12 protein-coding genes are annotated in these 19,146 nt (G+C 73.8%); 7 read left to right on the top strand and 5 right to left on the bottom strand.

Annotated features, from left to right (window positions below; all coding sequences use genetic code 11):
• Positions 1–442 precede the first annotated feature (442 nt).
• Positions 443–1,003: a MarR family winged helix-turn-helix transcriptional regulator gene (locus tag ACZ4YY_RS37090; protein WP_468299757.1), complete on the bottom strand. Its 561-nt coding sequence runs from the start codon at positions 1,001–1,003 to the stop codon at positions 443–445.
• Positions 1,004–1,144: 141 nt separating this feature from the next.
• Between ACZ4YY_RS37090 and ACZ4YY_RS37085 the strand changes: the two genes are divergently transcribed.
• Positions 1,145–2,419 (top strand): MFS transporter, encoded by a 1,275-nt coding sequence (locus ACZ4YY_RS37085; RefSeq protein ID WP_468299761.1) that lies wholly within the window; start codon positions 1,145–1,147, stop codon positions 2,417–2,419.
• Between the two features lie 51 nt (positions 2,420–2,470).
• Here the strand turns inward: ACZ4YY_RS37085 and ACZ4YY_RS37080 are convergent, their stop codons facing one another.
• The 3 genes from ACZ4YY_RS37080 to ACZ4YY_RS37070 all read right to left on the bottom strand — a co-directional run bounded on the left by ACZ4YY_RS37080 (position 2,471) and on the right by ACZ4YY_RS37070 (position 6,664).
• The gene (locus ACZ4YY_RS37080; protein ID WP_468299755.1) at positions 2,471–3,268 is read right to left on the bottom strand and encodes a class I SAM-dependent methyltransferase; all 798 of its coding nucleotides are present in this window, start codon (positions 3,266–3,268) and stop codon (positions 2,471–2,473) included.
• Between the two features lie 73 nt (positions 3,269–3,341).
• Complete coding sequence (locus ACZ4YY_RS37075; RefSeq protein WP_468299753.1) at positions 3,342–4,994, bottom strand: ATP-binding SpoIIE family protein phosphatase; 1,653 nt, start codon at positions 4,992–4,994, stop codon at positions 3,342–3,344.
• A 290-nt stretch (positions 4,995–5,284) separates the two neighbouring features.
• Positions 5,285–6,664: an NAD(P)/FAD-dependent oxidoreductase gene (locus tag ACZ4YY_RS37070; RefSeq protein WP_468299751.1), complete on the bottom strand. Its 1,380-nt coding sequence runs from the start codon at positions 6,662–6,664 to the stop codon at positions 5,285–5,287.
• A gap of 382 nt (positions 6,665–7,046) precedes the next feature.
• Between ACZ4YY_RS37070 and ACZ4YY_RS37065 the strand changes: the two genes are divergently transcribed.
• Both ACZ4YY_RS37065 and ACZ4YY_RS37060 read left to right on the top strand, forming a co-directional pair.
• Complete coding sequence (locus ACZ4YY_RS37065; protein WP_468299749.1) at positions 7,047–7,835, top strand: TetR/AcrR family transcriptional regulator; 789 nt, start codon at positions 7,047–7,049, stop codon at positions 7,833–7,835.
• A 397-nt stretch (positions 7,836–8,232) separates the two neighbouring features.
• The gene (locus tag ACZ4YY_RS37060) at positions 8,233–10,224 is read left to right on the top strand and encodes a sigma-70 family RNA polymerase sigma factor (RefSeq protein ID WP_468299747.1); all 1,992 of its coding nucleotides are present in this window, start codon (positions 8,233–8,235) and stop codon (positions 10,222–10,224) included.
• Between the two features lie 390 nt (positions 10,225–10,614).
• Here the strand turns inward: ACZ4YY_RS37060 and ACZ4YY_RS37055 are convergent, their stop codons facing one another.
• Complete coding sequence (locus tag ACZ4YY_RS37055; protein ID WP_468299745.1) at positions 10,615–12,756, bottom strand: asparagine synthase-related protein; 2,142 nt, start codon at positions 12,754–12,756, stop codon at positions 10,615–10,617.
• A gap of 723 nt (positions 12,757–13,479) precedes the next feature.
• On the opposite strand from ACZ4YY_RS37055, the gene ACZ4YY_RS37050 reads away from it, so the two are divergent.
• From ACZ4YY_RS37050 to ACZ4YY_RS37035, 4 genes are all read left to right on the top strand, one after another.
• The gene (locus tag ACZ4YY_RS37050) at positions 13,480–14,904 is read left to right on the top strand and encodes an MFS transporter (RefSeq protein ID WP_468299743.1); all 1,425 of its coding nucleotides are present in this window, start codon (positions 13,480–13,482) and stop codon (positions 14,902–14,904) included.
• Positions 14,905–15,474: 570 nt separating this feature from the next.
• Positions 15,475–16,686, top strand: coding sequence for an L-2-hydroxyglutarate oxidase (gene lhgO / locus ACZ4YY_RS37045; RefSeq protein WP_468299759.1), 1,212 nt, complete (start codon positions 15,475–15,477; stop codon positions 16,684–16,686).
• A 56-nt stretch (positions 16,687–16,742) separates the two neighbouring features.
• Positions 16,743–17,615 (top strand): tRNA (guanosine(46)-N7)-methyltransferase TrmB, encoded by an 873-nt coding sequence (gene trmB, locus ACZ4YY_RS37040; RefSeq protein WP_468299741.1) that lies wholly within the window; start codon positions 16,743–16,745, stop codon positions 17,613–17,615.
• Between the two features lie 55 nt (positions 17,616–17,670).
• Positions 17,671–19,056 carry a PrsW family intramembrane metalloprotease gene (locus ACZ4YY_RS37035; RefSeq protein WP_468299739.1) on the top strand — a complete coding sequence of 462 codons (1,386 nt, stop codon included), beginning with the start codon at positions 17,671–17,673 and terminating at the stop codon, positions 19,054–19,056.
• Positions 19,057–19,146: the final 90 nt, after the last annotated feature.

Here is a 19,146-nt window from a genome sequence, read left to right as displayed (position 1 = left end):
CACCCGAGAGACTCTCTCAGGCTTTCCTCCGGGCGCTTCCCTTCGGTCTTGCGTTTCCGACTCTATCAGATCTTTTCTCGATCCGATTTCCTCGGTGCTTTCCAGGTTCCCGCTTTCGCGGTTTCCTTTCCGGCGGTTCCGACTCTATCAGATCCTTTCGGCGCCTGATTCCCAGTCAGAGGGGGTGTTTCTTTCCGGCTGTTGGGCCGTTCCGACGTCTCAAACCTTAGCGGATCCGTCCCGGCGAGCGCTAATCGAGCTACCGGGTCCTGTCGAATTGAATTCAGGCGTGCTGAATTCAACCCCGTCAGGAGATCTTGCTGTGATGTGAGTGCCGCTACTGCGGCGGGAGTGTCGTCGAAGAACCGTTACGGCTCCGCGGCAACCCGAAGAACTCTACGTACCGGGTCAGGGGCTGTCAAGCACCTGCTGTCAAGATCTTTTAGTCGAGGTCGCTGAGCCGGCCGCCCGCGTCCGGCTGTGCCTCTTCCACCCGGCGCAGGAGCCTGGTGAGGACGTCGCCGAGGGCCGTCCGCTCCCGGGCGGAGAGGTCCTGAAGCAGGTCCTCCTCGAAGCTCGACGCAAGCCGCATCGCCTCCAGCCACTTCTCACGGCCCTCGGGTGTCAGCTCGACGATCACCCGGACCCTGTTCGTCTCGTCCCGTTCACGGGTCACCAGTCCTTCGGCGACCATGCGGTCGATTCGGTGAGTCATGGCGGCCGGCGTCAGACCGAGGCGCTTGGCGAGGTCGCCGGGTCCCATGCAATAGGGGGCACCGGAGAGGACCAGCGCCTTGAGGACCTCCCAGTCGGCGTTGCTGACGCCGAGTGCGGCGGTCTGCCGGCCGTAGGCGACGTTCATACGGCGGTTCAGGCGGGAGAGCGCCGAGACGATCTTCTCGACCTGGGGGTCGAGGTCCTGGAACTCGCGCTGGTAGGCGGCGATCTGCTCTTCGAGAGTCGGCTCGCCGCCGATGCCCGTGCTGTCGGGGGTGTCACCCATGGGCGCCAGTATCGCACGGGGGTCGTTGGCGTTGAAGTCCTTGGATGTGTACTCTTTAGCTTCGAAATTTATCTTCGAAGTCTTCGGTTCTAAGTCCTGAGACTGACCAACTACCTGAGAGAGGTGAACGTGACCAGGGCGATGGGCGCAGCGATGCGCCGGATCCACGTGGGCAACGCACTCAGCGCGTTCGGGCTCGGCTTCACCGTCCCCTACCTGTACGTCTACGTGGCGCAGGTGCGGGGGCTGGGGGCCATGACGGCGGGACTCGTCCTGGCCGTCTTCGCCGTGGCCGCGCTGATCGTGCTGCCGTTCGCCGGTCGGGCGATCGTGCGGCGCGGCCCGCTGCCGGTCCTGGTCGCCGCCCTGGTCACGGCCGCGCTGGGCGCGCTGAGCCTGGGGCTCGCCGGTGACTCCACCGCCGTTCTGGCCGCCGCCGCGGCGCTCGGGGCGGGGCAGGCCGTGATGCAGCCGGCCCTGGCGACGATGATCGTGGACTGTTCGTCGGCGGAGACGCGGTCGCGGGCGTTCGCGACGCAGTTCTTCCTGCAGAACCTCGGGCTCGGAGTCGGCGGGCTGATCGGCGGGCACCTCGTGGACACCACGCGCGTGTCGTCGTTCACCCTGCTCTTTGCGATCGAGGCGGCGATGTTCCTGCTGCTGGTCGCGGTCATGGCGTCGGTGCGGATGCCGCGCGCGCCGCGGGTGGAGGACGCTCCGCGGGCGTCGGCGAAGGGGAGCTGGAAGCAGCTGGTGGGCAACCGGGCCATGGTGCAGCTGTGTGTGCTGGGGTTCGTGCTGTTCTTCGCCTGCTACGGGCAGTTCGAGTCGGGGCTCAGCGCGTACGGGGTCGAGGCCGCGGGGATCTCCACGTCGGCGCTCGGGACCGCTCTGGCCGCCAACACCGCCGTGATCGTGGTCGCGCAGTTCGCCGTGCTGAGGTTCGTCGAGCGGCAGAAGCGGTCGCGGGTGATCGCGGGTGTGGGGCTGATCTGGGCCGTGGCGTGGGTCGTGGCCGGGTACGCCGGGCTGGGACACGGCAGCCAGGAGATGGCGGCGGCCGCGTTCGTGTCGACGTACGCGCTGTTCGGGCTCGGTGAGGCGATGTTGTCGCCTACGGTCGCGCCGCTGGTCGCCGATCTGGCGCCGACCGGGATGGCGGGGCAGTACAACTCGGCGTTCGCCCTGGTGAAGCAGTTGGCGCTGGCGGTCGGTCCGGCGGTGGGCGGGCCGATGGGGGCCTCGCTGCACGCCCCGTACATCGTGACGTTCCTGCTGTTCTCGCTGGGGATCACGGTCCTCGCGGTGCGGCTCGGGCGGCAGCTGACCGCCGAGCAGGACCAGCCGTGGCTGTGGCGCAACCGGGTGGTCGCGCGGGGTGGCGCGGCCGTGGAGCCGGTGGGCGCCGAGGCCTGACGCGGAGTGGGAAGGCGGCCGTCGTCGAGGGACGACGGCCGCCTCGGCATGTCAGCGCACCGCCGTCACCAGGGTCGCGGTGAAGGGGAACGTGGTGGTGTCGCCGGGGAGGGCGGCGCGGAGCGCGTCGGCGGCTCGGGTGAGGGCCTGCTCGCCGGCGGTCTCGGTGAGCGTCCGACCCCAGTGGGTCGCGGAGAGGTGGCCGGGGACGTAGTCCCGCAGTGGGGGAAGGGTGATGGGGACGGTGAGGTCGCGGCGGGTCGTCCTGTGGAAGCCGGCGTGGTCGAGGCAGGTGGTGAGGTGGTCGGCGGTGCCGAAGGCGCCGCGGAAGGCGGCCGCGCGGTCGGGGCCGCCGTACCGCTCGACGACGCGGTGCTGGGCGGCGAAGTAGGGGGAGGCGTCCAGGTCCGTCCAGACGGTGGCGGCGAAACGGCCTCCGGGGCGGGTGACGCGGGCCGTCTCGCGCAGGGCGGCGTCGAGGTCGGGGAAGGAGGGGACGCCCTGCTGGCAGAGGACGGCGTCGAAGGTCGCGTCCCCGAAGGGGAGGTCGTCGGCGGGGGCCGGGGTGAACTCGATGTCGGGGTACAGGCGGGGGTGGTGGGCCACGGCGACCTCGAGCATGGCCGTGTCGACGTCGGTGCCGGCGACGCGCCCGGTGGGGCCGGCCTGTGCGGCGGCGGCGCGGGCCGCGAAGCCCGTGCCGCAGGCGAGGTCGAGGACGGTGGCGCCGGGGAAGAGGTCCGCGGCGTCCACGAGTGCGGTGACGAAGGGCGCCATGAGGGGCGCGACGTAGTGTTCGTAGCGCTCGGCGGCGCTTCCCTTGAGGTGAAAGCCCGTTGCGTCTGCCATGGGGAGCTAGTAGCACCGGGGGGCGGGTTCGCCTAGGTGCCGTGCGCGCCGGAACGGGCGTTCGGGTTCTCTTTCAGTCGGTGTTCTTCGGCAGCACGAACTCGCACCACACCGCCTTTCCGCCGCCGGGGGTGCGCCGGCTGCCCCACTGGGAGGCGATCGTCGCGACGATGGCGATGCCGCGGCCCGACTCGTCGCCGGGTTCCGCGCGGCGGCGGCGCGGGAGGTGGTCGTCGCCGTCGGTGACCTCGATGATCAGGCGGCGGTCGGTGCGGCGCAGCCGCAGGCGCATGGGCGGGGTGCCGTGCTGGAGGGAGTTGGCGACGAGTTCGCTGGCGGCGAGGACGCCGAGGTCGTGCAGGTCGGCGGGGAAGCGCCAGCTGGTGAGGACGCCGGAGGCGAAGGCACGCGCGCGGGGTGCCGCTTCCACTCCGCCGAGCAGTTCCAGGGCGGCGTTGCGGAACAGTTCGCTGTCGGGGCCGGTGCGGGCGGGGTGCTGGAGGACCAGGACGGCGACGTCGTCGTCGTGGTCGGCGGTGACGCCCGCGGAGCGGACCAGGCGGTCGCAGACGACCTGGGGGGTGCCGGTGGCGCCGGCCAGGGCGCGTTCCAGGGCGGCGATGCCCTCGTCGAGGTCCTCGTTGCGGCGCTCGACCAGGCCGTCCGTGTAGAGGACGGCCGTGGAGCCGGGGCTGAGGGCGATCGCGCCGGAGGTGTGCACCCAGCCGCCGGTGCCGAGCGGGGGGCCGGTGGGTTCGTCGGCGCGGACGACGGTGCCGTTGTCGTCGCGGACCAGGATGGGCAGGTGGCCTGCGGAGGCGTACACCAGCCGTCCCTCGTTCGGGTCGTGGATGGCGTAGACGCAGGTGGCGATCTGGTTGGCGTCGATCTCGGCGGCGAGGCCGTCCAGGAGCTGGAGGACCTCGTGCGGGGGGAGGTCGAGGCGGGCGTAGGCGCGGACGGCGGTGCGCAGCTGGCCCATGACGGCCGCCGCGCGCACTCCGCGGCCCATGACGTCGCCGATGACGAGGGCGGTGCGGCCGCCGCCGAGGGTGATCACGTCGTACCAGTCGCCGCCGACGGCGGCCTCGGTGCCGCCGGGCTGGTAGGTGGCGGCGATGCGCAGGTCGTCCGGCTGCTCGAGTTCCTGGGGGAGGAGGGAGCGCTGGAGGGTGACGGCGGTCTCGCGCTGACGGCGCTCGCTGGCTCTGAGGCGGGCGGCCGCCTCGGCGTGGTCGGTGACGTCGGTGGCGAAGACGAGGACGGCGCCCTCGCCGTTGTCCTCGGCGGCCGGGGTGCAGGTGAAGGTGTAGTGGCGGCCGTCGGGTGCTTTGCGGGACTTCAGGGTGCGGGGTCTGCCGCTGCGCAGGGCCTGGTCGAGGAGGGGCATGAGGCCGAGGTCGCGCAGCTCGGGGAGGGCGGAGACGGCCGGTTCGCCGCAGCGGCGCGCGCCGAAGGCCGCCGTGTAGGCGTCGTTGACGTAGGCGAGGCGGTGGTCGGGGCCGTGAACGAGGGCGACGAGGGCCGGGACGCGGTCGAGGACCTCACGGACCGGGAGTTCGTCGACGGCGGGGACCGGGGGCGGTTCGTCGGTCAGTTGTTCGGCGCGGGCGGCGGGTACGGAGCCCTCGCTCCGTCGGTCCGTGGTGGTGACCGGGTGCTCGGCCCGCGCGGCGGCGCGGCGCTGCGTTCCGGGGAGCCGGGCGCTCCAGCGCGTGAAGTTCACGAATCCTTGCCTCGTGTAGTCGTCGACGGCCGGCTCCGGGCCCGGCCTGGGCTCCGGGGGCCGCGCGGCGGTGACCGCACATTGTCGCAGCACCCGGGATGTGCAGCACGTGGAACAGCCTTGGGTTGGGTCGCGGGGCGGGTGGTGACCCGCCGGGTGGCTCGGGAGGAGGGGGTGAGGGGGCGGTGTGGGGCGGGCTTTCGGGCGCAGGGAGCAGTCTGGCAGTGCGGTCGCCGTACGGGCCGACATTCGTCAGACGCGGGGGCGATCGGGGGAGTTCCTGGATCGGGTCAGGACGACCCCTTCGGGTCGTGGGGTGACTCGCCAGAAGGCTTTCCCCCGGCAGCCAGTTCGAACTCCGCACGGGGGTGCTCGAGGGAACCCAGGGAGACGATCTCCCTTTTGAACAGTCCCGACAGCGTCCATTCGGCGAGTACCCGTGCCTTGCGGTTGAAGGTGGGCACGCGGCTGAGGTGGTAGGCGCGGTGCATGAACCAGGCGGGGTAGCCCTTGAGTTTGCGCCCGTAGACGTGGGCGACGCCCTTGTGCAGGCCGAGGGAGGCGACCGAGCCGACGTACTTGTGGGAGTACGTCCGGAGGGGTTCGCCGCGCAGGGAGCGCGCGATGTTGTCGGCGAGGGTCCTGGCCTGGCGCACGGCGTGCTGGGCGTTGGGCGCGGTGTGCGCGCCGGGTTCGCGGGCGGTGACGTCGGGGACGGCGGCGGCGTCTCCGGCGGCCCACGCGTGCGTGACGCCCTCGACCGTCAGCTCGGGGGTGCACTTCAGGCGGCCGCGCTCGGTCAGCGGCAGGTCGGTGGCGGCGAGCAGCGGGTGGGGTCTGACGCCGGCGGTCCACACGACCGTACGGGTGGGGAAGCGGGCGCCGTCGCTGAGGACGGCGACGCGGTCCGCGCAGGACTCCAGGCGGGTGTTCAGGCGGACGTCGATGTTGCGGCGGCGCAGTTCGCTGACCGTGTAGCGGCCCATCTCCTCGCCGACCTCCGGCAGGATCCGGTCGGAGGCCTCGACGAGGATCCACTTCATGTCCTCGGGGGTGACGTTGTGGTAGTAGCGCGTGGTGTAGCGCGCCATGTCCTCCAGTTCGCCGAGCGCCTCCACGCCCGCGTAGCCGCCGCCGACGAAGACGAAGGTGAGGGCCGCGTCGCGGATCGCGGGGTCGCGGGTGGAGGAGGCGATGTCCATCTGTTCGATGACGTGGTTGCGCAGACCGATGGCCTCCTCGACGGTCTTGAAGCCGATGCCGTAGTCGGCGAGGCCCGGTACGGGCAGCGTGCGGGAGACGGAACCGGGCGCGAGGACCAGTTCGTCGTACGTCACCTGCTGGGGGCCGGCGCCCTCCTCGTCGGTGGCGAGGGTGGTGAGGGTGGCGGTGCGCCGGGCGTGGTCGACGGCCGTGACCTCCCCGACGACGACCCGGCAGTGCGGCAGGACCCTGCGCAGCGGGACGACGACGTGGCGCGGGGAGACGGCGCCGGCGGCGGCCTCGGGCAGGAACGGCTGGTAGGTCATGTAGGGGTCGGGGGTGACGACCGTGATCTCGGCCTCGCCCCGGCCGAGTTCCGGTTTCAGCTTCTGCTGGAGCCGCAGGGCCGTGTACATCCCGACGTAGCCGCCGCCGACAACGAGAATGCGCGCACGTTCCTTCACCATCCCATGACGCACCCGACGCCGGAGTTTGTCCACAGGCCCGGCAATTTGTGTGACCGGCGGACAAGCGGTCGGGGGGTTGGCCGAAACACCTGGGTGGCGGGAATCTTCGCAGGTCAGATGGGGTGTGATCGGGTACGGCAGGGGGTGCAAACGGGACGTACACGGCCCGTACTCCGATCGGGGGGCGCTCCGTGCGGAACCTGCCCCTTCTGAATTGACTCCCTCTCAACTATGTTCGTGTGTCGACGGGGTGTAGGGGGAGGCGCTCCCGGGTTCGCGACGGGCGGGTCCGGCGGGTCGTGTTTTCCCTCGTTCCATGCGCCCCGGCTTTCTGTGACGGGGAGAGTCTCCGGGGGGAGACGTCATTACCGGGGGATCAATCATGCATATTCAGGACACCCATTGGTCGTCCGCGTCCGCCCTCGCACCCGGCGGCGCGGTCGGCGCGGTCGGTGCGGCGGCGGGCAACGGACGCGGGGACGGACCGCGGACCACGCCGCTACGCGTGGACGCACAGCGCAACCTCGAGCACGTGCTGCGCGCGGCGCGCGAGGTGTTCGGCGAACTCGGGTACGGCGCGCCCATGGAGGACGTGGCGCGGCGCGCGCGGGTCGGGGTGGGCACCGTGTACCGGCGCTTCCCCAGCAAGGACGTCCTGGTGCGGCGGATAGCCGAGGAGGAGACCTCCCGGCTGACCGACCAGGCACGGGCGGCGCTCGGCCAGGAGGACGAGCCGTGGTCGGCGCTGTCGCGCTTCCTGCGCACGTCGGTGGCCTCGGGCGCCGGGCGGCTGCTGCCGCCGCAGGTGCTGCGGGTGGGCGTCGCCGACGAGGGCGGCGAAGGCGATGCCGGCGGTCCGGTCGCCGAGGTCACGCGCGTGCCGCAGCAGCGGTCCCAGCCGGGCGGCGGCGACCTGCGGCTGATCCCGGAGGGCGGCACGCCGACCGCCGTGGACGACGCCGGCGCCGCGGCGCTGCTCGACGTCGTGGGCCAGCTCGTGGAGCGGGCGCGGGCGGCGGGCGAGCTGCGTCCGGACGTGTCGGTGTCGGACGTCCTGCTGGTGATCGCGACGGCGGCCCCTTCGCTGCCGGACGCGGCCCAGCAGGCGGCGGCGTCCGCGCGGTTGCTGGACATCCTGCTGGAGGGGCTGCGCTCGCGGCCGCTCGCGTAGCGGGCCACCGGCTGCGCCTCCGTGAGCGCCGGGTGCGTCTTCGGGGCCACCGGCTGCGCCTCCGTGGGCGCCGGGTGCGTCTTCGGGGCCACCGGGTTCGCCTCCGTGGGCGCCGGGGTGGTGACTCGAACGGGTGACGGTGGGGTGGGGTGCCTCGGCACTCCGCCTCCCGGAAACCGGCGGGTCCTGTATGTCCGGTTTGCCATGAGGTCCGCTCAACTCCTTTCCGCATCACGGCAGTTGACGAACCCCCGTCCGAGTGATCCGCAGCACTGGGGTGCGACGGGTCCCGGTGGGCGAGCGGACGGCCCCGACCGCGAGGCCACGGCCACAAGGCGTTATGGCACTCTGACCCGGTGGTCGGGACGGGTCGGGCTGGCGGCAGGGGCTTTCCGCGATGAGCGTTGACGGACGGGACGAGTCGCGGGGCCGGGCGCCGAGCACCCGTGACGGCGGGACCTCCGCCCGGATCTCGCCACAGGTGCCGAGTCAGGGCGGGCGCGCGGGCGTACCCCCTGCGAGGTCACCCCGGAAAGCCGAGGACGTCCCGGTCCTGCCGGAGGGCACCGTCCCGGCGCAGCGCGAACGGCACGCGGACGGCGTCCTGCCGCCGCCGCGCGAGGTGTCCCCGGCCGACACCGACCTGATCGGCCGGATGCGCTCGGGCGACGACACGGCGTACGAGGAGCTGTACCGCCGGCACGCCGACGCCGTACGCCGGTACGCGCGCACCTGCTGCCGCGACGCCCACATCGCCGACGACCTCACCGCCGAGGTCTTCGCCCGCATGCTCCAGGCGGTCCGCGGCGGCTCGGGGCCCGAGCACGCCGTCCGCGCCTACCTGCTCACCTCCGTGCGGCGCGTGGCCGCAGGCTGGACGCGGTCGGCGAAGCGCGAGCAGCTCGTCGACGACTTCGCGGTGTTCGCCGCGCAGGCCGGCCGCGTCGCCGAGGCCTCCGACGACACCGCGACCCCGGGCTCCTTCGGGGCGGGTCTCGACGTCGGCGCCGACGTGCGCGCGATGCACGAGGCCGAGCAGTCGATGGCCATGCGGGCGTTCCGTTCGCTGCCGGAGCGCTGGCAGGCCGTGCTGTGGCACACCGAGGTCGAGGACGAGTCGCCGAGCGAGGTCGCCACGCTCTTCGGGCTCGACGCCAACGGCACGCGTGTGCTCGCCAGCCGCGCCCGCGAGGGCCTCAAGCAGGCCTACCTCCAGGCGCACGTCAGCGCCACCCTCACCAGCGACGAGGAGTGCTCCCGCTACGCCGACCAGCTCGGCACGTACGCGCGGCGCCGCCTGCGCACCCGGGCCGAGCGGGGCGTGCGCCGGCACCTGGAGGAGTGCGCGCGCTGCCGGCTGGCCGCGCTGCAGATCGAGGAGGTCGCGGGCGGCATCCCCGCCGTCGTGCCGGTCGCGGTCATCGGCTGGTTGGGCACCGCCGGGTACGCCAAGGTCGCCGCGCTCATCGCCGGCGGTGCCGGGGCGGGCGCGGCGGGCGCCGCGGGGGCGGCCGCGGCGGGCGGCGGCTCGTCGGGCGGGGCGGGCGCCGGCGGTGGCGCGGCGGTGTCGGAGGCGATCGGCGCGCCGATCAAGGCCGGTGTCGCGGCGGGCGTGGCCGCGGTGGCCGCCGCGGCGGTGGCCCTCGCCCTCGTCGGCGACGACGGCCCCGAGCAGCAGCCGGTGGCCCGGCCCCCGGCCTCCGCGCCGGTCGTCCTGCCGGAGGCGCCGACGCCGGCGCCGCCGCCCGCCGGGACACCCCGGCGGCCCCGGTCCGAAACGCCGGTGATCATCCCGGTCGTGGCCGGCACTCCCGCCCCCGCTCGATCCACGCCCCGGCCGGACCCCACGCCGGCCCCGACCGTGACGCCCGGCCCCACGCCGCCGTCCGCTTCCCCGACGGCGAGCTCGACCCCCGCCCCGGCGCCGAAGCCGACTCCCCCGGCGCCCGCCCCGGCCGTCCACGAGCTGAGCGAGCTGCCCTTCGACGTCACCGGCGACGGCACGGCACCCGAGATCCGGCTCGCCGGCAGCAGCTGGGTGTGGCAGCGCTCCCAGCTGTCCATCGCCCAGCGGGAGTACGCGCGCGGGGTGACCGTCCAGGGCCGTTCCTCCGTCATCGTCGACCTCAACCGCGCCTGTGCGGCCTACGACGCCCTGGTCGGCGTCGACGACCTGACGGAGAAGCTCGGCAAGGTCTCCTTCTCGGTCTACGCAGACGACGTGCTGCTGTGGACGTCCGGCGTGGTCAGAGCCGGCGAGCTGGCCGTGCCCGTCCACGTGGACCTCGCCGGCCGCGACACCGTCCGCCTGGTCGTCGAGCCGCAGGGCCACTTCGGCGCGGTGGCACTCGCGGACTGGGCGGAGTCCAGGTTCACCTGCGGCGCGTAGTGCCGGTCCCCGGCCTCGGCGTCCCGGTTGCGTGTCCCGGCTGCGGCACCTGGGGCTGCCGCCCTGGGGGCGTGTCCCCACTGCGGTGTTCGGGGGCGTGCCCCTGTCGGGCGGCGGGGCGGGGGCCGGGCGGGTTCGGTCAGGTCGTGCAAGACCCTCATCTCCGCGCCACGGCGGGCTGCCGGTCGTCCGGGAGCGACCCGACAGCCTCAGCCAGGTCACACAGGACGCCCCTACACGCCCACGGCAGGCCGCTGGATGTGCGGGAGCGACCCGGCGGCCCCGGTCAGGTCACACGGGACCCGTACGGCTGCAGGGTGACGGGAGGGCGGGAGCGGGCGGACGGTCGGGACGACCCGCGTCGGGGTCACGGCGTGCCACGTGTCCCGCCTACCCCCCCGAGGAGACCGCCCGCCGCTGCGGCGCGATCCCCGCGGGGACCGCACGCGCGCGTGCCGGCGTCCCCGTCCAGCAGGTGCCGCGGCGGGAGAGGAGGCGGCGGAGCCAGAGTTCGAGGGAGACCAGGTCGGCGAGGCCGTCGAGCGGGAGGGGTTCGCCGGCGGCCGCGCCGCGGAGGGCCTTGCGGACGACGCGGGCCTCGACCAGGCCGGCCTCCGCGAGGAGCGGCGCCTCGAAGAGGCCGAGGAGGGGGTCGGCGGCCGTGCGCAGGCCCGCGCGGGCGGCGGCGGACGCCGAGGCCTGGGAGGGGGTGCCCCAGCCGGGCGGGAGGTCGGTGACCCCGGAGCCCTTCAGGACCGTGCGCAGGATCGCGGCGCGCGCCCCGGGCTGCACGCGCAGGGTCTCGGGGAGCGCGCGACAGGCGCGGACGACCTGGTTGTCGAGGAAGGGCGCGTGCAGGCGCTGGGAGCGGACCTCGGCGGCCTGTTCCAGGATCCGCAGGTCCGCCGCGTGTCTCGCCAGTACCGCACGCGCGCGGTAGTCGCCCGGACGCTGGCCGGGGCCCACTCCGGCGCGGTGCGCGGTGCCCTGAAGACGAACCGATACTTCGGCCAGGGCCTCGCCGGTCAGCCACCGCGCGGCCGGCCCGGGTCCGCCCCAGGTGAGGGCGGCCAGGGACGCTCCCACGGCTCCCGCGGCGTCACCGAGGTCGTCGAAACGGCGGTGCAGGAGCCGTTCGGCGATGCCCTCCAGGCCCGCCCCGTACGACGTCCGGGCCAGCCGGCGGGCGGCGCCGTACACGCGCGCGGGGACGAGGACCGAGCCGTCCGCCTTCGTCAGGGCGGCGACGGGGCGGACGAGGTGGCGTCTCTTGCGGTCCATCAGCAGGTCGGCGAGGCGGGCCGGGTGTGCGTCGAGGACCTGGCGGGCGCCGTGGCCGGTGAAGTGGTCGGCGCTGCCCGCGGCCAGTCGCGCGCGATGGCGGGCGGCGGTCACCAGGCTGGGTCCGGGTTCGTCGGTCAGGGGGCCGTCGAGGTCGGCGTACGGGAGGGTCTCCTCGGCGCCGGTCACGACGACGTGGTGCAGGCGCGGGTTGGCCGCCAGGGTGCCGGCGCGCTCCCGTTCCGCCTCGTGGCCGCCGACGGCCAGGTCGTTGAAGGTGACGGCCAGCAGGCGCTCGCCGGCACCCGTGCCGTGTCCGAGGAGGGTGCCGGGTCTGCCGGGCAGGCCGGCCGCGAGCAGGGCGAGCGTGCCCGAGGCGGGGCCGCCGGACAGGTCGGCGCCGATGCCGGGTGCCGGCATCCCGCGCGCGGCACGCCGCTCCGCGGGGCCCATGCCGGGTACCGGGCCGGGGTCGATGTCGGGGACGTGCCGCGGTGCCGACAGGCGTGCGCGCACCGCCTCGACGAGTGCGTCGCGCACCGCGTCGACCGCGCTGTCCGGGTCGGCCGGGGGCGCCGCCACGGCGAGGGAGGCGACCGGCTCGTACCCGGCGATCTCGCGCGCCCCGGCGCGCAGGATCAGCGCATGCCCCGGCGGAACGCGACGTACGCCGTCGTACGGCGTGGAGTCGTGCACGGCGGCCGGTACGTCCGGGGCGGCCAGGAAGGCCGCCAGGTGGCCGAAGTCGAGGTTGGCCTCGATGAGGTCGGCCAGCGGCAGCGCGGCCGTCGCGTACGCCGTGCCGCCCGCCCAGGGGGTGTGGAACACGGGGCGTGCGCCCGCCAGGTCGCCGCAGACGGTGATGCGCCGGCCGACCTGGACGATCGCGGTGTAGCTGCCCGGCCAGGCGGTCAGATGCCGAAGTGCCCCGCCGCGCGCGGCGAACAGCCCGACGCGCAGTTGTTCGTCCGTGGCCCCGCAGGTGCCGAGGACCGCGATGCGGGTCTGGGGGTCGGCCCGCACGACGCGCACCTCGTCGGGGCGCCAGTCGCCGACCGCCCACAGCGGATCCGGGTCGCCCCACAGGAGTTGGGAGCCCACCGGTTGCAGGGTCTCGCCGTCGTACCCGATGCGTCCGGCGTCCTCGCCCGGGCCGGCGTAGGCCCCGGGGCCGCCGTATCCGCCCGCTCCCGAGGCGCCGGGGAGGGTGGCTCCCGCGGCGGTGCTGCTCCATCCCACCAACCACCGCATCGACGCCTCCACAGGCTGTGGACAACCAGTGCACCGTACGAACGGTTCACATGCTGCCACGAAGAACGCGCCGCAGAGGCAGGCGGCACGTCTTGTGATCCGCGAAGTGCGCCCCCGTGAACGCCCCCGCGCCGACCTGGGGAAGTACCGGCAGGTGCGCGCGCGGGGCGCCGCCGACCATGTGCACCCCCGCACGCACGACGCGAATGCGCCCCCTGTACGCTCCCCCAAAACGCCCTGCGCGCCCTCGATTTCCATGCTCGCAGGCGCAATCACCGAGGGAACACAGGGTCGATTTTCGGCCAAATCCCGGAGGCGGGGCCGCCGTTGCCGCAGGCCCGCACACGCTCCGTCACGTTCGCGCACCTCGTCCGGCGCGCCGGTCCGGGAGGCGGAGAACGCCTCCCGGACCGTTCCGCCGCCCGCGGGGATTGTGGCGGCGGTGTCCCCCAGCCCACTGGATCCAGTACAGCGGGCCGACCCACGCACGACCCATGGAACCGCTCTCCCGATGGCCGGAGAAGAGCGCACGGACAGGCGCACGGCCACACAGCGGGAGCGCGCCGACACGGTCCGTGCCGACGGCCGTACTTCCGTACGTGCCACAATCCCGCCATCCGGAAGAATGCCCCTTAACGCTTGGGATGCGGCGAACTACGCTGGGTTTACGAATGCCGCGTGGTTATGCCAGTGCGGCAGCCGTCTGTGTCGAGGGGTGGCGCAATGTCCAGGGAGCAACGCGGGCCGAACGAAAAACTCGGCGCCGTTCTCGCCCTCGCGGGAATCAGCAACGCCGGACTGGCGCGACGCGTCAACGACCTTGGCGCCCAACGCGGTCTGACGCTTCGCTACGACAAGACGTCCGTGGCGCGCTGGGTGTCGAAGGGCATGGTGCCGCAGGGTGCCGCGCCGCACCTCATCGCGGCCGCCATCGGACAGAAGCTCGGCCGGCCGGTGCCGCTGCACGAGATCGGACTCGCGGACGCCGACCCGGCACCCGAGGTGGGACTCGCCTTCCCCCGGGACGTCGGCCAGGCCGTGCGCTCGGCGACCGAGCTGTACCGCCTCGACCTCGCGGGCCGCCGGGCCGGCTCGGGCGGCATCTGGCAGTCGCTGGCCGGTTCGTTCGCAGTAAGCGCGTACGCAACGCCCGCCTCGCGGTGGCTGATAACCCCGGCCGACAGTTCGGTCGCGCGCGAGGTGAACTCCGGTGAGGGATCCGGCGCACCGCTCAAAGTCGGCCACAGCGACGTGCGGAAGCTGCGGGAGGCCGCCGAGGACGCCAGGCGCTGGGACTCCAAGTACGGAGGCGGCGACTGGCGTTCGTCCATGGTGCCGGAGTGTCTGCGGGTGGAGGCGGCGCCGCTGCTGCTCGGCTCGTACTCCGACGAGGTCGGCCGCGCGCTGTTCGGGGCGAGCGCCGAACTGACCCGGCTGGCCGGGTGGATGGCCTTCGACACGGGCCAGCAGGAGGCCGCCCAGCGCTACTACATCCAGGCGTTGCGTCTCGCGCGCGCGGCGGCCGACGTCCCCCTGGGGGGCTACGTCCTGGCCACCATGTCCCTCCAGGCCACGTACCGGGGCTTCGGCGACGAGGGCGTCGACCTCGCGCAGGCCGCCCTGGAGCGCAACCGCGGCCTGGCCACGGCCCGCACGATGAGCTTCTTCCGCCTCGTCGAGGCCCGCGCACACGCGCGCGCGGGGGACGCGCAGGCGGCCGGCGCGGCGCTCAAGGCCGCCGAGAGCTGGCTGGAGCGGGCCCGCGAGGGCGACCACGACCCGTCGTGGCTGGGTTTCTACTCCTACGACCGCTTCGCCGCCGACGCCGCCGAGTGCTACCGCGACCTGAAGGCACCGCGGCAGGTGCGCAGGTTCACCGAGCAGGCGCTGTCGCAGCCGACGGAGGAGTTCGTACGGTCGCACGGGCTGCGGCTCGTCGTCTCCGCGGTCGCCGAGCTGGAGTCGGGCAACCTCGACGCGGCGTGCGAGCAGGGGGTGCGGGCCGTGGAGGTCGCCGGACGGATCTCCTCCGCCCGGACCACCGAGTACGTGAAGGATCTGCTGCACCGGTTGGAGCCCTACGGGGACGAGCCGCGCGTGGTGGAGCTGCGCGAGCGGGCCCGTCCCCTGCTGATGGCTCCCGCCTAGGGGTCCTTGCCCTATGAGCGCCTGATCAGGCCGCGTGGTCCGGTGCCGTGCGTCGCAAGGCGCCGGAGAGTCCTCGTAGCGGAGCCACCAGGGCTCTCCGGCAACGCGGCGAGGTGCGGTACCGGGCCGCGCGGCCCAGGCGGGCGCAGTACGAGGACCCCTTTAGGCGCCCACCCGGTCGGGCGGCCCCGGGCGTGGCGTGGGGTGCGGCTGCCCACGGTGTGCCGGCGGTACGGGTGGACCGCGCACGGCCGTGGGTGATCACCGAGGGTGTACGGACGACTGCGTCAGGTTGCCAGCAGTGTGCGCGGCCCGCCCCGTGTGTGCACGGCTGGGTGCACGCGTGGGCGGGCGGCTGCGAGGCGTCGACGGGCGGCATCGAGGCGTGGGCGGTGGCGTGGCGTCGATGGGCGGACGGGGGTGTTGTTCGTACGACCGCGGGTGGTGCGCGTACGGCCGCGGGTGGCTCGTGGTTATCGCTCGCGGTTTCCCGGGGCCTCGCGGTGCCGCGCCACGCGGCGTTTGAAGTGACTGTCAGTGGCACAGTGCACTATCGAGGGCGGGAGGTGGCTGCAGGTGGGCGGGTACGACTGTGACGTGCTGGTGATCGGCGGCGGGATCGTCGGGCTGTCGACGGCGTACGCGATCACGCGTGCCGCGCCGGGCACGCGGGTGACCGTGCTGGAGAAGGAACCGGGGCCGGCCCGGCACCAGACGGGGCGCAACAGCGGGGTCATCCACAGCGGGGTCTACTACCGGCCCGGCTCGCTGAAGGCGCGGTACGCGGTGCGGGGCTCGGCCGAGATGGTCAAGTTCTGCGCGGAGTACGGCATCCCGCACGCCGTCACCGGCAAGCTGATCGTCGCGACCGAGCGGGACGAGCTGCCCCGGCTGCACGCCCTCGTCCAGCGCGGCCGGGAGAACGGGATCCCGGTGCGGGAGCTGGGCCCCGCCCAGATCGCGGAGTACGAGCCGGAGGTGAGCGGGCTCGCCGCGATCCACGTGCGCACGACCGGCATCTGCGACTTCGCGGCCGTCGCCCGGCAGCTCGGCGAGGCTTCCGGCGCCGAGATCCGCTACGGCGCGCAGGTCGTGCGGATCGACCGGCGGCCCGAGCGCGGCGTCGCCGTGCGCACCGCGCGCGGGGACATCGTCCGCGGCCGGGCGCTGGTGAACTGCGCCGGGCTGTACTGCGACGAGATCGCCCGGCTGACCGGCGACGAGCCCGAGGCGCGGATCGTGCCGTTCCGGGGCGAGTACTACGAGCTGGCACGGCCCGAGCTGGTGCGCGGGCTGGTGTATCCGGTGCCGGATCCGGCGTTCCCGTTCCTCGGCGTGCACCTCACGCGCGGCATCGACGGCGGTGTGCACGTCGGCCCCAACGCGGTACCGGCGCTCGCCCGGGAGGGTTACGGCTGGAGTGTCGTACGCCCGCGGGAGGCGGCGGGGACGGCGGCCTGGCCCGGGGTGTGGCGGATGGGCCGCCGGCACTGGCGCTACGGCGTCGGGGAGCTGCGGCGGTCGGTGTCGAAGGCGGCCTTCGTGGAGGCGGTGCGCCGGCTGCTGCCGGCGGTGGAGGAGACCGACCTCGTGCGGACGGCGGCCGGCGTGCGGGCGCAGGCGGTCCTGCGGGACGGCGGCCTCGTGGACGACTTCCTGATCCGGGAGGCGCCGCGCACGGTCCACGTCCTCAACGCACCCTCCCCGGCGGCGACGGCCTCCCTGCCCATCGGGCGGGAGGTGGCGCGCAGGGCGTTGGCGGTGCTCGGGGAGGCCCGGTGAGCCGCCCCCCACGGGCCGTCACGCCCGCACCTCGCCCACGTAAAATCGACATCACTGTGTCTGATTCCCTGAACACCCCCGAACCCCCCCGGCCCGCCCCCGGCGTCCCACCGGGCGACCGGCACGCGCCCGGCGAGTCCCTCCGGCACACCCGCGCCAAGGGCGAGCCCCGGTTCCCCGACGGTCCCAAGGCCGACCCCGCCGGATCACACTTCGAGCGGCGGATCCGGAGCTTCCAGCCCCGGCGCAGCCGGGTCACCGCCGGGCAGGCCGACGCCCTCCAGCGGCTGTGGTCGAAGTGGGGGCTCGACATCGACGGACATCCCGTCGACCTGGCGGAGCTGTTCGGGAACGACAACCCCGTCGTGCTGGAGATCGGCTTCGGGATGGGCGAGGCCACCGCGCAGATGGCCGCCGCCGACCCGGACACCAACGTCCTCGCGGTGGACGTGCACACGCCCGGGCAGGGCAATCTGCTCAACCTCGCCGACCAGGGCGGAATGACGAACGTCCGCGTCGCCAACGGGGACGCGATCATCCTGCTGCGCGAGATGCTCCCGCCGGACTCCCTCGACGGGCTGCGCGTCTACTTCCCCGACCCCTGGCCGAAGAAGCGGCACCACAAGCGCAGACTCATCCAGCCGGAGTTCCTGACCCTCGCCGCGACGCGGCTGAAGCCGGGCGCCCTCGTTCACTGCGCGACCGACTGGGAACCGTACGCCGAGCAGATGCTCGACGTCCTCACCGCGCACCCCGACTTCGAGAACACCCGGCCCGACGGCGGATTCGCGCCAAGGCCCGACTTCCGGCCCCTGACCCGTTTCGAGGGGCAGGGGCTGGACAAGGGTCATGTGGTGAACGATCTGCTCTTCCGTCGCGTACAGCACGGGGGTCAGGGGACACACGGCGGCCGGCCAGGGGATCGCTGACCGCCGCGCCGACCGCCCCCTGCCCACCGTCCTCTCCCTCGTTAGGGTCGATGCCGTGGCCATCAGTCCCCCCTGTCCGCCGTACCCGCCGCAGCCCGGCGGCGCAGCCGAGGGCGGTGTGCTCCGGCACGCGCACTGGTGGCAGCGCAAGTGGGTGCGCTACGGCGCCCTGATCACCCTGCTCGCCCTGTCCGGGCTGGTGATCCTGGCGCTCGTGCGCGAACAGACCGGCACCCAGGGCTTCCTGGTCGGTCTCGGGCTCGCGGTGCTGCCCGTTCCGCTGCTCATCGCGACCTTCCGGTGGCTGGACCGGGTCGAGCCCGGGCCCTGGCGGAACCTCGTCTTCGCCTTCGCCTGGGGGGCCTGCGCGGCGGCGCTGATAGCCATCGTCGCCAACAGCTTCGCGACCCGGTGGATCGCGACGGCCACCGCCGACCCGTCCAGCGCGGACGCCCTCGGGGCGACCGTCATAGCCCCGGTCGTGGAGGAGTCCGCCAAGGCCGCCGCCGTCCTGCTCGTCTTCCTCTTCCGCAGGCGGGACTTCACGGGGATCGTCGACGGCGTCGTGATCGCCGGGCTGACGGCGACCGGGTTCGCGTTCACCGAGAACATCCTCTATCTGGGCACCGCGTTCGGCACCGACCAGCTCACCGGCGACAGCGGCCTCGCCTCGGTCACCGCCGCGACCTTCTTCGTGCGCGTCATCATGTCGCCGTTCGCGCACCCCCTGTTCACCGTGCTCACCGGCATCGGCTTCGGCATCGCCGCGCTCTCCGGGGAGCGGCAGCGCGTGCGGCGGGTGCTGCTCCCGCTGTCCGGCCTGCTGCTGGCCATGGGCATGCACGCCCTGTGGAACGGCTCGGCGACCTTCGGCGAGTGGGGGTTCCTCGCGGTGTACGCCGCGATCATGGTGCCCGCGTTCGCCGTGCTGACCTGGCTGGTGGTGTGGACCCGCCAGCGCGAGCTGCGCACGGTGCGCGAGGAGCTGCCGGTCTATGCGGTCGCCGGGTGGCTCAGCCCGGGCGAGCCGTACGCGCTCGGCTCGATGCGGGCGCGCCGGCTGGCCCGTGACCACGCCCGCCGGTACCTGGGCAGGCAGGCCGCGCGGGAGGTGTCGCAGTACGAGGCGTACGCGACGTCCCTGGCGTTCCTGCGCCACCGCGGGCAGCGCGGCCGGGCCGGCGCCGACTTCGTCGTACGGGAACGGGAGTTGCTGAACGAGCTGTGGCGGCGCAAGGACGTCGCCCGGCCCGCGCTGGAGCACGCGGCCCGGATGACGGCTCCCCCGGTACCGGTGGTCGTCCCTCCGTGGCCGGTCCCCGGGGTCTACGGGTACGGACAGGGTCCGGCCACCGGCCCCGTGTATCCGGGTCGGCCGTACCCGCAGCCCGGGTACTTCGGGTACTCCGGCGGCCCCGGAGCCCACCCGTATCAGGGCTAGGTGTACTGCCCTGAGAGGTTGGGGACGCGGCTGGCGGGTGGCTGGCCCTTCAGCGCGGTGTGTCCGCGGTGGTGATTGTAGGTGTGCAGC

It is taken from the genome of Streptomyces sp. NPDC030143, from assembly GCF_055573695.1.
This window is presented reverse-complemented; position numbering and strand designations above follow the sequence as displayed.

What these genes read in the sequence shown, in the direction of transcription:
- ACZ4YY_RS37090 (WP_468299757.1), bottom strand. Translation starts at nt 1,003, where the DNA reads ATGGGTGACACCCCCGACAGCACGGGCATCGGCGGCGAGCCGACTCTC.
- ACZ4YY_RS37085 (WP_468299761.1), top strand. Translation starts at nt 1,145, where the DNA reads ATGGGCGCAGCGATGCGCCGGATCCACGTGGGCAACGCACTCAGCGCG.
- ACZ4YY_RS37080 (WP_468299755.1), bottom strand. Translation starts at nt 3,268, where the DNA reads ATGGCAGACGCAACGGGCTTTCACCTCAAGGGAAGCGCCGCCGAGCGC.
- ACZ4YY_RS37070 (WP_468299751.1), bottom strand. Translation starts at nt 6,664, where the DNA reads ATGGTGAAGGAACGTGCGCGCATTCTCGTTGTCGGCGGCGGCTACGTC.
- ACZ4YY_RS37065 (WP_468299749.1), top strand. Translation starts at nt 7,047, where the DNA reads ATGCATATTCAGGACACCCATTGGTCGTCCGCGTCCGCCCTCGCACCC.
- ACZ4YY_RS37060 (WP_468299747.1), top strand. Translation starts at nt 8,233, where the DNA reads ATGAGCGTTGACGGACGGGACGAGTCGCGGGGCCGGGCGCCGAGCACC.
- ACZ4YY_RS37055 (WP_468299745.1), bottom strand. Translation starts at nt 12,756, where the DNA reads ATGCGGTGGTTGGTGGGATGGAGCAGCACCGCCGCGGGAGCCACCCTC.
- ACZ4YY_RS37050 (WP_468299743.1), top strand. Translation starts at nt 13,480, where the DNA reads ATGTCCAGGGAGCAACGCGGGCCGAACGAAAAACTCGGCGCCGTTCTC.